10 protein-coding genes are annotated in these 16,243 nt (G+C 47.4%); 3 read left to right on the top strand and 7 right to left on the bottom strand.

What is annotated here, in order from left to right:
- Nucleotides 1-3,141 (bottom strand): isoleucine--tRNA ligase, encoded by a 3,141-nt coding sequence (gene ileS / locus QZT18_RS11830; protein ID WP_294148209.1) that lies wholly within the window; start codon nucleotides 3,139-3,141, stop codon nucleotides 1-3.
- A 545-nt stretch (nucleotides 3,142-3,686) separates the two neighbouring features.
- Between ileS and QZT18_RS11835 the strand changes: the two genes are divergently transcribed.
- Together QZT18_RS11835 and QZT18_RS11840 are read left to right on the top strand one after the other, a co-directional pair.
- Nucleotides 3,687-5,789: a PTS sugar transporter subunit IIC/EAL domain-containing protein gene (locus QZT18_RS11835; protein WP_294148210.1), complete on the top strand. Its 2,103-nt coding sequence runs from the start codon at nucleotides 3,687-3,689 to the stop codon at nucleotides 5,787-5,789.
- Between the two features lie 326 nt (nucleotides 5,790-6,115).
- Entirely contained in the window at nucleotides 6,116-7,576 is a 1,461-nt protein-coding gene (locus tag QZT18_RS11840) for a nicotinate phosphoribosyltransferase (protein WP_294148211.1), read from the top strand.
- Nucleotides 7,577-7,717: 141 nt separating this feature from the next.
- On the opposite strand, the gene QZT18_RS11845 is transcribed toward QZT18_RS11840, so the two are convergent.
- The 3 genes from QZT18_RS11845 to QZT18_RS11855 form a co-directional block, all read right to left on the bottom strand.
- Nucleotides 7,718-8,614, bottom strand: a complete 897-nt coding sequence (locus tag QZT18_RS11845; protein WP_294148212.1) for a hypothetical protein — start codon at nucleotides 8,612-8,614, stop codon at nucleotides 7,718-7,720.
- A 458-nt stretch (nucleotides 8,615-9,072) separates the two neighbouring features.
- Complete coding sequence (locus QZT18_RS11850) at nucleotides 9,073-10,749, bottom strand: acyl-CoA dehydrogenase family protein (protein WP_294148213.1); 1,677 nt, start codon at nucleotides 10,747-10,749, stop codon at nucleotides 9,073-9,075.
- A 388-nt stretch (nucleotides 10,750-11,137) separates the two neighbouring features.
- Entirely contained in the window at nucleotides 11,138-11,542 is a 405-nt protein-coding gene (locus QZT18_RS11855) for a hypothetical protein (protein WP_294148214.1), read from the bottom strand.
- A 314-nt stretch (nucleotides 11,543-11,856) separates the two neighbouring features.
- Here QZT18_RS11855 and QZT18_RS11860 point away from each other — a divergent pair, with 314 nt between their 5' ends.
- Complete coding sequence (locus tag QZT18_RS11860) at nucleotides 11,857-12,405, top strand: pyruvate kinase alpha/beta domain-containing protein (protein ID WP_294148215.1); 549 nt, start codon at nucleotides 11,857-11,859, stop codon at nucleotides 12,403-12,405.
- Between the two features lie 107 nt (nucleotides 12,406-12,512).
- Here the strand turns inward: QZT18_RS11860 and QZT18_RS11865 are convergent, their stop codons facing one another.
- The 3 genes from QZT18_RS11865 to QZT18_RS11875 form a co-directional block, all read right to left on the bottom strand.
- Entirely contained in the window at nucleotides 12,513-13,940 is a 1,428-nt protein-coding gene (locus tag QZT18_RS11865; RefSeq protein ID WP_294148216.1) for a sodium:solute symporter, read from the bottom strand.
- A gap of 474 nt (nucleotides 13,941-14,414) precedes the next feature.
- Complete coding sequence (locus QZT18_RS11870; protein ID WP_294148217.1) at nucleotides 14,415-14,864, bottom strand: hypothetical protein; 450 nt, start codon at nucleotides 14,862-14,864, stop codon at nucleotides 14,415-14,417.
- A 350-nt stretch (nucleotides 14,865-15,214) separates the two neighbouring features.
- Nucleotides 15,215-15,943, bottom strand: a complete 729-nt coding sequence (locus tag QZT18_RS11875) for a YebC/PmpR family DNA-binding transcriptional regulator (protein WP_294148218.1) — start codon at nucleotides 15,941-15,943, stop codon at nucleotides 15,215-15,217.
- Nucleotides 15,944-16,243: the final 300 nt, after the last annotated feature.

A 16,243-nucleotide genomic window follows, 5' to 3' on the forward strand; every position in this document is an offset into this window, starting at 1 on the left:
TCAGTCGGTGGTCTTCTCTACACCCAACATGACCTTCTCACCGTTGATATTCCATTCTTTCGCATATCCTCCGGTCTGTCCCAGCATAATGTTGTCCGCCAGAACTTCACTCTTGATTTCTTCCGTATATTTTTTGAGGATGGCCGCAATCGTATCGTTCTCATCCTGGAACACGTTGATGTGGTTCATGACCTCAAAACCGGCTTCCTTACGCATGGTCTGGACTTTGCTGATGATTTCGCGGACAAATCCCTCTTCAACCAGTTCCGGCGTCAGATTCGTATCAAGCACAACCGTCACGGAATTGTCTCCCTCGGAGATATAGCCCTCTACCTGAGCCGTATCGATTAAGAGGTCGTCTGCCGTCAGGATAACCTCTGTGCCGTCGAAGTCAAATTTCAGGCTTCCCGTCTCATTCAGCGTATCCATTGCCGTATTTCCGTCGATTTCAGCCAGCGCTTTCCTGATGTTTCCAAGCTGTTTGCCGTATTTTGGCCCAACCGTCTTAAGCTGCGGTTTGAAGCTGTAAGATGTGAAATCACGCACATCGGACGTAAATTTCACTTCTTTTACGTTCAGCTCATCTTCGATGATCTCCTGATAAAATTCAGGGAGAGCCGTCTCCGCTTTCACGAACATCCTGCCGATCGGCTGGCGGTTCTTGATGTTGGCCGTATTTCTGGCAGCGCGGCCGAATACTACAATCTTCAGTACCTCGTCCATTCTGGACTCCAGCTCCCTGTCGATGCATCTTTCGTCAACCTCAGGGAAATCACTAAGATGGATGCTCTCGGGCGCTTCTTTATCAATCTTTCTTACAAGGTTCTGGTAAATATCCTCCGCCATGAAAGGCACCATCGGAGCGGCGGCCTTGCACACGGTGACAAGCGCTGTGTAAAGGGTCATATAGGCATTGACTTTATCCTGCTCCATTCCCTTTGCCCAGAAACGCTCACGGCTTCTTCTGACATACCAGTTACTCATATCGTCCACGAAATCCTGGAGAGCTCTGGCAGCCTCAGGGATTCTGTAGTTAGCCAGGTCGTCGTCCACCTTGCCCACAAGCGTGTTCAGTTTGGACAGCAGCCATTTATCCATTACCGGAAGTTTATCATATTCCAGCTGATGCTGTGTCGCATCAAAATTATCTATATTTGCGTAAAGAACGAAAAATGCATAGGTATTCCACAGAGTTCCCATGAATTTTCTCTGTCCTTCCATAACGGCTTTACCGTGGAAACGGTTCGGCAGCCATGGAGCGCTGTTGACATAGAAATACCAGCGGATGGCATCCGCTCCGTATGTTTCCAGTGCGTCGAACGGATCGACCGCGTTGCCCTTGGATTTACTCATCTTCTGTCCGTTCTCATCCTGGACATGGCCCATAACGATGACGTTCTTGTAAGGAGCCTGGTTGAAGATCAGCGTGGAAATTGCAAGCAGGGAGTAGAACCAGCCTCTCGTCTGATCCACGGCCTCGGAGATGAAGTCGGCCGGGAACTGCTGCTCAAATTTCTCTTTGTTCTCAAACGGATAGTGATGCTGTGCAAACGGCATGGCGCCAGAGTCGAACCAGCAGTCGATTACTTCCGGCACACGGTGCATCTGCTTTCCGCACTTCGGACAGGTGATTGTCACCTCGTCGATATATGGACGGTGAAGTTCGATATCCTCGGGGCAGTTCTCCGACATGCTCTTTAATTCTTCAATGCTGCCGATGGAGTGCTGGCAGCCGCATTCACATTCCCAGATATTTAAAGGAGTTCCCCAGTAACGGTTACGGCTGATGCCCCAGTCCTGGACATTCTCCAGCCAGTCGCCGAAACGGCCCTTGCCGATGCTCTCCGGAATCCAGTTGATTGTATTGTTGTTACGGATCAGATCCTCTTTCACCTCTGTCATCTTGATGAACCAGGACTCTCTTGCATAATAGATGAGCGGGGTGTCGCATCTCCAGCAGTGCGGATAGCTGTGCTCAAATACAGGAGCCGAGAACAGGAGGCCTCTCTCTTTCAGATTCGTAAGAATCATCGGGTCCGCTTTCTTGCAGAACGTTCCCGGCCAGAGTGTCTCTTCCGTCATCTCACCCTTGGCATTGACGAGCTGAACGAACGGCAGGTCATAATTTCTGCCGACCTTGGAGTCGTCCTCACCGAAGGCAGGCGCGATGTGTACGACGCCGGTACCGTCCGTCAGAGTAACGTAGGTATCGCATGTCACATAGTATGCCTTTTTGTTCTGTTTTTTAGCAAGCTCTACGGCAAAGTCGAATAACGGCTCGTACTCCTTGTATTCCAGATCTTTTCCCGTATATTTTTCTTTCACCTCATAGGTGCCTTCTCCCAGAACCGTATCGCAGAGAGCCTCGGCCAGGTAATATACCGTGCCGTCCTCTTTCATCTCTACTTTTACATAGGATTCCACCGGGTTCACGCAGAGAGCCACATTGGAGGGCAGCGTCCACGGTGTCGTGGTCCATGCCAGAATATAGGCGTCTTCGCCTTTTACTTTGAATCTCGCGATGGCGGAACGCTCTTTTACATCTTTATATCCCTGTGCCACCTCATGGCTGGAAAGCGGAGTTCCGCAGCGCGGACAGTAGGGCACAATCTTGAATCCTTTGTATAAAAGGCCCTTGTCCCAGATCTTCTTTAAGGCCCACCACTCGGATTCGATATATTCGTTGTGATAGGTTACATAAGGGTCATCCATATCGGCCCAGAAGCCGACCGTGGAGGAAAAATCTTCCCACATTCCCTTATATTTCCAGACACTCTCTTTACAGTGCTCGATGAACGGCTCAAGACCGTACTGTTCGATCTGCTCCTTGCCATCCAGGCCGAGGCTCTTCTCAACCTCCAGCTCCACCGGAAGACCGTGGGTATCCCAGCCTGCTTTTCTCGGAACCATGTATCCCTTCATGGTGCGGTATCTCGGGATCATATCCTTGATAACGCGTGTAAGCACATGGCCGATGTGCGGTTTTCCATTGGCCGTTGGCGGTCCGTCGTAAAACGTATAGGTTTCTCCGTCCTTTCGGCTGTCGATGCTCTTCTCAAAGATCTTATTGTCAGCCCAGAACTTTTCGATATTTTTCTCTCTTTCTACAAAGTTTAGGTTTGTAGAGACTTTGTCGTACATGTTCATTCCTCCTAATCTGAAATCTGATAAAAATCCCGCTCCGCCGCAATGCAATCCTGCCCGGAGGGTCTTTTATTATACAGAAAGTTTTTGAACTCTTCTGATAATAAAAAACAGGCCTCTATCCTGTAACAGGACAAGGGCCTACTTGTTATACCACCTATTACTGCATACATTCATATGCGCTCCCTGTAACGGGGGATCCCGTCAAAACCTACTCATGACGCCGTCGGCGTCAGGTTCAGCCTGAAACTCCAGAGTGATCTTCATTACCGTCCTACTCACAGCCGGCTTCCACCGCCCCGGCCTCGCTTTGGTTTTCATGACGGAACTACTGTCTCTATCAAAGTCTTTGTACATTTTAGTTTTCTTTATTTCCTATTTGTACTTATCCGTTTAATTGTAAACACTTTCCATGCACTTGTCAAGACCGGCGCAGGATTTCATATCATGAAATTCCTTTGGAATACCGGGTGTATCGTTTGTTTTTTCCATGGCAATATGATATACTTTACAACAAATACAGCCGTTGAAAGGAAGTCTTTATGAATCGCCGTGAATCCATCGCAAAATTTCAAAATTCTATCTGGGCCCAGGCTGTGAGACAGGGCCTTACTATCGCGATCCCGGTTCTTATTCTGGGGTCTTTTGCCCTGCTGTTCAGGAACTTCCCCAGTGACGTCTATCAGACTTTCCTTGTTTCCTGGATGGACGGCATGCTCTCCACGCTTCTGGATACCATATATACCATCAGTTTGGATTCCCTTGCCCTGGTTCTTTCCATCACGATCAGCCTTTCTTATGGAATGCTGGCGGAACCCGACCGTTTTCTAATCTATCCCCTTGTTTCCGTCTGCTCTTTTCTCGCCTTTTGCGGTGGAATCGGCGGCCAGAACGAATACATATTCAACGCCGAATGGGTCTTTACAGCCATGAGCATCACCCTGCTGTCCTGCTCCCTCTTCCGGCGCATTTTATTATTCTGCAGCCGTTTTGAAAGGCTCCATACCATCGGAGCGGAATATCTGTTCAATCTCTCGATCCAGAGCCTTTTTCCCGTGTCGGTCATTATCTCTCTCTTTACCTTAACCGGATATCTTCTGCGTATGGCCTGGGGCGGAAATAACATCACCAATTTCGGTTCCTTCCTGTTCCTGAGAATGTTTGGAGGCCTGAGCGGCAATATAATCGGTATCCTGCTTTATGTTGTAATCACGCACCTGCTCTGGTTCATGGGAATTCACGGCACAAACACGCTGGACGCCGTCTCCAAAAGGCTGTTTGAACAGAATGTCGAAATCAACAGCGCGCTGATTTTAGCCGGTAACGTCCCCACTGAAATCTATTCAAAGACATTTTTAGATACCTTCGTTTTTTTAGGCGGATGCGGAACTGCCCTGAGTTTTGTACTGGCTCTGTGCCTCGCTTCGAAGAAAAGCCACAACCGGAAGATGTCCCTCGTGGCGTTTCCCTCCGCGCTATTTAATATCAGCGAGATTGCCGTATTCGGTTTTCCGATTATATTTAACTTTACAATGCTCATCCCCTTCGTCCTGACCCCGGTTGTCCTGACGCTTATAAGCGCCCTGGCCACCGGCATCGGCCTGGTACCCATCGTGACCCATTCCGTGGAATGGACCGTCCCGGTGCTTTTAAGCGGCTATAAGGCCACCGGCTCCGTGGCCGGCAGTATTTTGCAACTTGTAAACATTATGATCGGCACACTGATTTATATCCCGTTTATCAAACGGAGTGAACAAAAAGAAACGGAAAAATTCAAACAGGCAATACACCAAATGGAACAGGATATGGCTGCGGGCGAGAAGACGGGTATCATTCCCCGCTATCTCCATCACAGCTACTCCTGCTACCACTATGCCAAAACCCTGTCCATGGATTTACAGAATGCAATCAAGCGCGGGCAGATACAGTTATTTTATCAGGCTCAGATTTCCGACCGTGAAAAGCTCCACGGCATGGAGGCCCTTCTCCGCTGGAACCACCCTGTGGCGGGATACATCTCTCCTCCGCTGATTATCAGTCTGGCCTATGAGAGCGGAACTTTGAATGAACTGACCTGGTATCTCCTGAACAGGGCGTGTACGGATGCCAGGGTTTTGGAAAAGGAAATAAAAGATGATGTCTTTCTTTCCTTCAATATCTCGCCAAAGCAGATCCAGGGCAATGACTTTTTTCATGATGTGCTTCTCACGATACAGAGTTATAACCTGACGAACATCCATTTTGTATTAGAGATCACCGAACGCGCGGCGCTGGAAATATCTGACTATCTCAGAAAGCAGATAGAACCTCTTCAAAACAACGGAATCGGCTTCAGCCTGGATGACTTCGGAATGGGACACAATTCCATCCTCCAGCTTCAATCGGATATCTTCAACGAGGTCAAACTGGACGGACAGCTTGTATCGCAGCTCCTGTCCAATGAACGCTCCCAGGAGATCATATCCGGTCTGATTCAGATGTCCAAAAAACTGAACTGCCGCGTCGTTGCAGAATATGTGGAAACAAGAGAACACCGGGATGTGCTGCTGAAGCTGGGCTGCGCCATCTTCCAGGGCTATTACTACAGCCGTCCCCTGGCGCTTCCTGAATTCATAGAGGCCTTCTGTGCGGCAGAGGGAGAATGACATCCGTGTGAATAGTGACCCCAATTTAATTTGTATGATATTTTTTTATCATTCTTTTGTTTTTTCCCAAATTTGTGGTATACTATGAGCACTTAGTGAGGTTACTCACGAGCTTAGTGCAAGTCATACCTGAATACTTGGCGAAGTATTTTTGAGCCTAGTATGAACGGTATACTATGAGCACTTAGTGAGGTTACTCACAAGCTTAGTGCGAGTCATACCTGAATACTTGGCGAAGTATTTTTGAGCCTAGTATGAACGGTATACTATGAGCACTTAGTGAGGTTACTCACTACCATCAAACAAGATAAACTAAGGAGAAGACTATGTACCAAAGGAACCTGACATTACTGACAGACCTGTACGAGTTAACGATGATGCAGGGATATTTCAAGGAAAAGGATGCCAATGAAACCGTCATCTTTGACGCTTTTTACAGAAGCAATCCGGACGGCAACGCATTTTCCATCTGTGCCGGACTGGAACAGGTAATTGAATACGTAAAAAATCTTCATTTTGAGCCGGAAGATGTGGACTATTTGAGGAGCGTGGGACTTTTTGATGAAGATTTCCTCGACTACCTGCTCCACTTCAAATTCTCCGGCGATATCTATGCAATCCCGGAAGGTACGGTCATATTTCCGCGTGAACCCATCGTAAAGGTAATCGCTCCCATCATGGAGGCCCAGCTGGTGGAGACTGCGATTTTAAATATCATCAATCATCAGAGCCTTATTGCCACCAAGACATCGCGTATCGTCTACGCCGCCCGCGGTGACGGAATTATGGAATTCGGCCTTCGCCGCGCCCAGGGGCCGGACGCCGGAACCTACGGAGCAAGGGCAGCGATGATTGCGGGATGCATCGGTACCTCCAACGTACTGGCCGGCCAGCTTTTTGACGTGCCGATTAAAGGCACTCATGCACATAGCTGGATTATGAGTTTCCCGGATGAGCTGACCGCATTCCGCACCTATGCGAAACTTTATCCGTCCGCCTGTATTCTCCTTGTTGATACTTATGATACATTGAACTCCGGTGTTCCCAACGCGATAAAGGTATTTAAGGAAATGCGCGAGGCCGGAATTCCGCTGACCTTCTACGGAATCCGTTTAGACAGCGGTGATCTTGCCTACCTGTCGAAGAAGGCAAAAAAGATGCTGGACGAGGCCGGTTTCCCGGATGCCACCATCTCCGCCTCAAACGATCTGGACGAATACCTGATCGACAGCTTAAAGATTCAGGGAGCAACCATCAACTCCTGGGGTGTCGGAACCAATCTGATCACTTCCAAGGACTGTCCTTCGTTCGGCGGCGTATATAAACTGGCCGCCATCAAGGATAAGAGAACCGGAAAATTCATCCCGAAGATTAAACTTTCCGAAAATACGGAGAAGGTTACAAACCCCGGAAATAAGACAATCCGAAGAGTTTATGATAAGGAAAGCGGAAAAATCATTGCCGACCTGATCTGTCTGGTCGATGAGGCCTACGACGAAAATAATTCGCTGCTGCTCTTCGATCCGGTGGAAACCTGGAAAAAGACTCATCTGGCCCCCGGTTCCTATACGCTCCGTGAACTGCTTGTCCCTGTATTTAAGAACGGCGAGTGCATTTACCAGTCTCCTAAGGTTATGGATATCCGCACCTACTGCAAACAGGAACAGGAAACACTCTGGGACGAGTCCCGCCGTCTTGTAAATCCTCATGAAATTCATGTAGATTTATCCAATGAACTGTGGCATATGAAGAACCAGCTCCTGGACAGTTATCACTATAACAATTAGAATATTTCATAGCAATGAAAAGCACTCTTCGCGAACTTTTCATTGCCATTCAATATAGCAGACAGAAATCCGCTTCTGAACTATGATAGTCAGAAGCGGATTTCTGTCTGCCTGTTTATGCCGTTTCTGCTCCTCTGCCCTTTAGTCGGACTTCTGATTTATGCCGAATCGGTATGACGAATAACGGTTCCCTTTCACGGGAATCTCAAAAACCATTTCATCATTTTCCAGTCTGATTTGATATTTTTCGCCCTCCGCGCTCTCTTCGCTTTCCGCATCCTCGGAACCGAATTTTATCTGAAACCTGCTTTCCGAGCGCCGGACGTAAAACCAGATATAGCCCGAATCGCTGAATTTTACAGTGAATCCTTCCTCGAAAGGCAGGGATAACGCCTCTCCCGCCCGAAGACGGCTGCTCAGTATATCCCCATAATCATCCGACAGATGAAGCCGGTCAAATGAGCCGGAACCAGTTTCATAATTTTCTGATTTGACGGTAAATGTGCCGCCCGTGATACCGGAACGCAGTGTGTACAACGCACTGTACGGGTCGTTCACCTGCTTTTCTATGAGCTCCAGCTCATCACCGTACAGTTTTTCATAATGTGGAATGATATACCCCTCATTATAGACCTTCGAACCAAAATCATGATGGAAATAATAGCCTGCTCCATTCGTAAACAGGTTCACAAACTGAACGGCCAGAAAACAGGCCGCTAGCAGAAGCATGGACGGGAGCAGGCCTTTAAAGCTCACTTTCCGCAATCGCCATACGGAAATTACCGCCAGAACTGCCGCTATCAGGGGGAACAGGAATATGGCCGCAAAAATTCCGATTATGGCTGCCATGACCATAAATACAAGCAGAAAATTCACTCCCATGGAAACAATTCCGGCGCCTGAAGGGAGATGAAATGTATTCGGGCCGTTTGCCGCAGGATTCATTCCGTTCCCTGTTACGGAAAACAGGAATACACACAAAAGAACGGCAATTGCAGCCGCTGCCGCCGCCAAAATCAGCCAACTTTTCTTTTTCATTCTCAACACCTGCCGTTCATTGGATTTGCTGAATAACGTTTTTGAGTTGAAGGATGAGAACGCCGCCGGACGGGTGGGGTTCGGGATGGGGAGAGGGGGGTATGAGTCTTCAGTCCCGGTTTACAGGTTGTCGCGGGTGGAGAATCCGGGCAGAAAAAGTTTCTGCGGGAAACGCTTGCGCTCTTTGGAGTACATAGCGGACACTAACCTCGAAAATACCTCGGTAAGTGCCGATGAACTCCAGGTTCCCTCCGGAATCTTTTTCTCCCTTCTTCCCCACGGGAAGGTTATGGACCAGGACTGAAGACGCGAAGGTTTTCGCCATCCTGAACCGCGGCCTGCGGAGGCTGATTTGTTCTATTCTTTCAAGTGGAGGAGATATTGTCGCGTCCACTATGTTTCTTTGGATGCCTGGGAAGCTCCGCCTGCCGTCTTTCAGAGGCGTCCTTGCATCTCACTTATTTTTCCAACTCTTTGAGAATCATCGGAATCACTTCCTCCAGATTTCCCACAATACCGTAATCGGCGCTCTGGAAGATCGGTGCATCCGGGTCGTTGTTGATTGCCACGATGATTCCGGCATCCGTAATTCCCTTCAGATGCTGTTCCGCTCCGGATATGCCGCAGGCGATGTAGAGCTTGCCCTTAAATTTCTGTCCGGACATTCCGACGAAGCGGTCCATGCCGACAAATTTATGCATCTCTGCCACGGGCCTTGAGGAACCGATTGCGGCGCCGGTTTTCTCGGCCAGGGCTTTTATTAACTCCATGTTCTCAATTGAACCTATCCCCTGTCCCGCGCTTACGACGCGCTCTGCAGCGGCAATCGGAGTCGCCGGATCCACGCGGAGTGAAAAGTCGATGCCTTCCTTCTTCAAATCGGAAACCAGGGATTCCACTCTGTCCTTCATGGAGCCGAAACGCAGCACCATTCCTTTTCTGGATGCCGGTTTTGCCCCCTCATTCTTTCCCGGTGCAGCCTCTTTTTTCTTCATCCTTCCGAGGATGGAGGCGGCGATGACAACTCTCTGGATCTCGTTTGTTCCCTCATAAATGGTGCAGATTTTCGCATCGCGGTAAGCGCGCTCTACTGCCATGCCCTTCATGTAGCCGCTTCCGCCAAATACCTGAAGCGCCTCGTTAACTATCTCCACACAGGAGTCGGATGCATACTGCTTTGCCATAGCCGCTTCCATACCGAACGGCTCATGCTTTTCTTTCAACTCCGCCGCACTGTAAATCAGGAGACGGGAAGCACGCAGCTTTGTAGCCATATCGGCAATTTTAAAGGATACCCCCTGCTGTTTGCCAATCGGCTCGCCAAACTGGATTCTCTCTTTTGCATACTCAAGGGCATTTTCATAAGCTCCCTGGGCAATTCCAAGAGCCTGGGCGGCGATTCCGATTCGCCCTCCGTCCAGAGTGCTCATGGCAATCTTAAAGCCCTCTCCTTCTTTGCCGAGAAGATTTTCCCTGGGTACCTTCACATTTTTGAAAACCAGCTCTGCCGTAGCGGATGAACGAATTCCCATCTTGTCATAGTGGGTTCCGAATGAAAAACCTTCCCAGCCCTTTTCTACAATAAAAGCGCTGATTCCCCTTGTTCCAATGCCCGGTGTGGTAACGGCAAAAACAACATAGGTGTCGGCTTTGTCCGCATTTGTAATAAAGATTTTGCCTCCGTTTAAAATATAATATTCACCTTCCAGAACCGCCGTTGTCTCAGTTCCTCCTGCATCGCTTCCCGCGTTCGGCTCCGTCAGTCCGAATGCTCCCAGCTTCTCACCCTTTGCCAGGGGAACAAGATATTTCTGCTTCTGGGCCTCGGTGCCGTATGCATAAATCGGATAGCTTCCCAGGGAAACATGAGCCGAAAGAATAACTCCGGTTCCTCCGTCCACTCTGGATAATTCCTCCACTGCAATGGCATAGCTGAGTGCGTCCAGACCCGCACCACCGTACTCCTTCGGATAAGGGATTCCCATCAGTCCCATCTCTCCAAACTTGCGGATCGCCTCCGTCGGAAATTCATTATTCTGATCCAGTAAAAAGGTATATGGCTTTACCTCGGCCTCTGCAAACGCCCTGACTCTCATTCTCAATTCTTCGTGCTGCTCACTTGTTTTAAATGACATATTTCAGCTCCTCCTTTATCTCTTCTCATTGTAAAATCTGACCGTACGATAAATAACAGTAATTATTATCATTATTATGTTCTAATAATATACCTGTTTCCAATTTTTGTCAAACTATATTTTAAATAAGAAAAATTCCGGCTTGCAGACTCTCGTGATGGGCGAAACCGCATAGAGGCATATTGGAGCTTCGCTCGGGTATGCATCCTGCCCGGAGGTCTTTTCTATTATAGGATTTTCCTATAATAGAAAAAGAGCGGTCTGATTCAACCGCTCATTCTAATCTTTTATATTATTAAACTTTAATACACTCTTTCGCTGTAAATGTGCCAATGCATAATTGCTATATCCTTTCGGTTAACCTTAATTCACTGTCTGGATATTTTATTCAAATCATATCGAGAAATTTCGTATTGCTGCTAAGCGGGAGAAGAATCATACTTCCTCTTTGATCCGATATGAATACTCTGCAATCGAAATTTTTCATATGGTAGTATTTTACTTTTGAAAAATCCTTGAATACAAACATGTAGCCGTCCTGATATTTTTTAACACAAACAATATTATCTAATCCCCCCATTGATTCAATAATATATTTTTTAATTTTCCGTACGTCATTAACCGGTATAATTTTTACGGACTGCATTTCTCTATTTTCCCGATAATTATCAATTGTTTTTTCTAAATTATCAAAAGCCCAATCTACGGTTTTTTTCAATCCTGCTTTTGCTCTTTCATATACAATCTCTTGTATGTGATCTAATATTAAAAAGAATAACCCTTCTATGTTCATACTCTGTATCCTTATAAAAATTATTTTATAACGGTATATACGTATTATATCTCAATAATCTTTTATTGCAAAGCACAAGTTTAACATGAACGGCCATCCCATGCCTCATTGCAGCAATATTCTTCGAAGTCAAATATACCCGGCCAGATATACTCACCGCACGTTTGATTCGTTCTTAAAATTTCTTTTTTCACGTTTGCATTACGTTTTAAAACCACCTATAATAATTAAAGAATCACTGTTCTGCCAGAATAAAATATCATGCTGCAGTCTGGCTTCCGCGTCGGACTTCGGCTATCTGAAAGGAGATCCCTATGTATTTTGTAAACAAAGGAACCGAAAATACCGGTGCATGTGTAAAAGCTGCCGTCGAAACAGCCAAAGCCAGAAATATCGGGCATATTGTAGTGGCAAGCAGCCACGGAGACACGGCCAAACTTTTGAAAGGCGAAAAAGATTTGAATGTAGTCTGTGTCGCTTACGCCTATGGTTTCAGCGAGCCGGGTAAAAATGTAATGACCGAGGACACCGTAAGAGAACTTAAGGCGGAGGGAATCCGGGTTCTTTCGACCACCCATGTACTGAGCGGCGCCGAGAGGGGCATCAGCAGGAAATACGGAGGAATCCATCCCGTGGAAATCATCGCCGATACCCTGAGAATGTTTGGCCAGGGGACAAAGGTATGCGTGGAGGCGGCCATCATGGCGCTCGATGCGGGACTGATCCCTTACGGTGAAGATATTATCGCCATCGGCGGTTCAACGCGCGGCGCCGATACTGCCGTGATCATGAGACCTGCGCACGCAAACAATGTTCTCGACACTAAGATCAACGAAATTATCTGCAAGCCGTACAATATTTAATTTCAGCGGATATAAAAACCACATCACCCGCATCTTCCATGCCCGTGATGTGGTTTTATTGAGTGGCAATGAAAAGTTCGCGAAGCGTGCTTTTCGTTGTTAATATGCTATATCATTTCCGACGGCTGTGTCCTGTACGTGGCCAGGCTCACCGTGACCAGGACAAGGCCGCACACCAGTGAACCGGGAACCGCAGAACCGAGTCCCCACGGTTTTCCCATCAAATCCCAGCCGATACTTACCACAAAACCGGATACAATACTGGAGATAATTCCGGCATTCGTAGCCTTTCTCCAATAGAGGGCGGCCAGTGCCGGCAGTCCCACCGATGCCGCATAGAAGGTCCACGCAAACATCAGGGCATTGTAGGCGTTCTTGATATAGAGGGCAATAATCAGCGCCCCTATCGCCAGAACTGCCGATAAGATACGTGAAATAAATACTTCCCTTTTATCCGACATCTTTGGATTCAGCGTCTTCCCCAAATCCTGAACAAATGTCTGTGTGGAAATCAATAAATAGCTGTCGGCCGAACTCATCATAACCGAAAGAAGTCCCGCCAGGCAGAGCCCCGTAATACCTGCGGGCAGAATATGGATTACCAGCGCAGGAACAACGGCCTCGGCCGTACCGTACATCTCTTTGATATTCGGCAGAATCTGTCTTCCCATCAGACCCAATGAAAGAATGATAAAGATGGTACATCCGTAAATTGCGGTTCCCCAGAACATACCGGCCTTTGCCGTCTTCCTGTCCTTGGCCGCAAACGCTCTCTGCCACATCTCGGCGCCGGCCATTGTAAAGACAAGATAGGTCACGATATCGCCGATTACCTTGCCGTCCACGGAAGGAATCAGCATCTCCTTCGGGACATTGCTCCAGAAAGTGCCAAATCCCCCGATATAGCGGATCCCCGAGAGCGGGAGCAGGATATAGACAAAGATGATCAGCATAAAAAACTGCACCACATCCGTATACACGACGCCAAAAAGCCCGGAAGCCGCCGTGTAAAATATAAAGATAAAGGTCGCCAGGCAGGCCCCCATCTCATATGTAATTCCCACTTTTCCTCCGACCATCCTGAAAATCACTGCCGTCGCCGTTATCTGGGAAGCCACGGTCCCCATCATCGTATAGCCGATTAAAAGCGCAATCAGGCATTTGGCCGTTTTGCTGAACCGTTTTTCAAACAGTTCGGGGATGGATGAGATATTGTGTTTTACACCCACCTCCTGAATCCTGCCGCTGATTCCTGAAAACACCAGCATGCCTATCAGGTAGGGCAGCGCCGTCACAATGGCGATGGAGCCGTAATCGTATCCGAGCCCCGCCCGGCCCATCATGGCACTCCCGCCGATAATTGTTGCACAAACCGTTCCCGCCAGAACCAAAGGACCAAGGCTCCGGCCTGCCACATAGTAATCACCCGCATTCTGAATCCGCTTGACAAAATAAACTCCAATCCCAAGCATCCCCAAAAGATACAGCGCCACTATCACCAGATCCAGTGTCGTAATGTTGCTCAAATCCTGCATAAGCAACCCTCCTTTATGTTATTTTTAAAGAGACAGCACCAGCCTGTCCGAAGAACTGAGGCCAGTCCTCCTCCGGCAGATACTTTCTTCTCTTTTTCCCACTTGTTTTATCTCCTTTTTACTTCTCGTGTTTTACTCTGCATGGCTCGTTTGAGCGTTTCTTTAATTCTCTTTTCCTTACGGAATTCTCATGGAAAGGACTTCCATGGGTAACAGATTCAATAACTGTAATAGATATGATAAGATTCGTATTCAAGCCTAATTATCAGGCAATTAAAACCATCCTTGTAAGATTATAACATTTTTCAGATATTACCGTCAAGATTCTAATTAATTTTATTTATTCCGGTAATCAGTCAACGGGAATAAGTGCCGCAGTTCACACCGTGCACGGTGACAAATCGTTCATTCTCCGCCGTTTCATCACTTATTTAAATCATTTCTGCTGCACTCATCTGCAGTTATAACTCCTCGTTACGGCACATAGGTCAGTGTCACGGTACCGTCTGAATTTGATACATGAAACAGGGCATGTTCAGCAAACGATACTTTTGAAGGAAAATCAATGCGGTACCCTAAATGAGCGCCATATCCCAGTACACTGGCCGCCACCTTTTTATCTTTCACGAAAAGCAAATGAACCATGCCTTCGTTGATATTGTTTTCTTTCACGCTTTTACTGTGAAACCCGATTGTCTTTTCTATCTCCGCCTTGTCCTCATACGGGGAAAATGTATACACGGCATCCCAATCAAAAGGGATAATCTCATTTATTTCTACGGTTTCCTGGTTGGCAACAGAAATAACGGCTTTTTTCAACCGGTGATTGTTATATGCCACGATCGGATTGCCGATGAAAATCCATCCAAGTGAAACCGCGGCAAACGCCGCTATTATCAATGTTATTATTTTTTTCTTATTCATCAAAGCACCTCACAGATTTTCCTTTATTGTAACGGACTATCATCATTATTTCAACAGAAAGGTATCCGGTTTGCAGAACTCCCGTGCCGCGCGGTTGCTTCAGCAACGATTTACCTCTGAGCGGCATGTGCATCCTCGTGGAGCGTTTTTTGATTCATAAGACGTATTTCCTATGAATTTAAAAAAGACTCCCCTCCTCCCACCATCACAGTGTTCAGAAAAGAGTCTTTTACACATCCGTAACAGAATATATCAATCCGCCGCATACCATCACCGGCAGGATTTTTGCTCACTTTGCGTCATATAATTCTTGGACTGCTTTAATTTTAAGCCATTCTTTGGGATATTCTTTATTCGTCCCAGTTGTGGTATGTTGCCTGGACGTCGTCGTCCTCATCCAGAAGATCCAGAATCCGGTTCATCTTCTTGACGGCATCGTCATCCGTCAGTTCCACCCATGTCTGAGGAATCATGGTCACGTCGGCCTCCAGCATCGGGATTCCCTCTTTTTCAAGAGCCTCGCGGACTTTGGAGAAATCCTCCGGAGCCGTGATAATCTCAAAGCTGTCTTCCTCTTCTGCGAAATCTTCTGCACCCGCATCGAGGGAAAGCATCATCAGTTCGTCAGCATCCATCTCGCACTCTTCTTTATCGATCACGATCTGGCCCTTTTTATCGAACATAAAGGAAACGCTGCCAGGTGTTCCAACGTTGCCGCCGCCTTTTGTAAAAGCGCTTCTCACATTGGCCGCCGTACGGTTCTTATTGTCGGTCAGTGTATCTACGATGATAGCGACACCGTTCGGGCCGTATCCTTCGTATGTAAGGTTTTCATAGTTAACGGAGTTGGCATCTCCGGCTGCTTTTTTAATACCCCTGTCAATCGTATCGTTCGGCATGTTGTTCGCCTTTGCTTTGGCGATTACGTCGCGGAGACGGCTGTTGTTAGCCGGATCGGCCCCGCCCTCTTTTACCGCTACAGCGATTTCACGTCCGATTACAGTGAAAACTTTTCCTTTAGCTGAGTCGTTTCTTTCCTTTTTGTGCTTGATATTGGCGAACTTTGAATGTCCTGACATAAATAACACTCCTCTTTCTATTTTAAAATAATTTCCAGGGGCGCCTCTTCCGTGTCCCTGAATTAAATGTTACATGGTATTTGTGCTCACAATCTTTATTATTCTAACACTAATGAATTCGGATAGCAAGTATTTTTCCTCTCTCTTTTCCTGATGCTGTAACAGTTCAGGCGCAAATAGGGATTTAATTGAGGAATGAGAACGCCGCCGTTAGGTCGGGGTTCGGGATGGTGAGAGGGAGGTTATGAGTCTTCAGTCCCGGTTTGTAGGTTGTCGCGGGTGGGGAATCCGGGCAGAAAA

The sequence above is a fragment of the uncultured Clostridium sp. genome (assembly GCF_900547735.1).
GTDB lineage: Bacteria > Bacillota > Clostridia > Lachnospirales > Lachnospiraceae > Otoolea.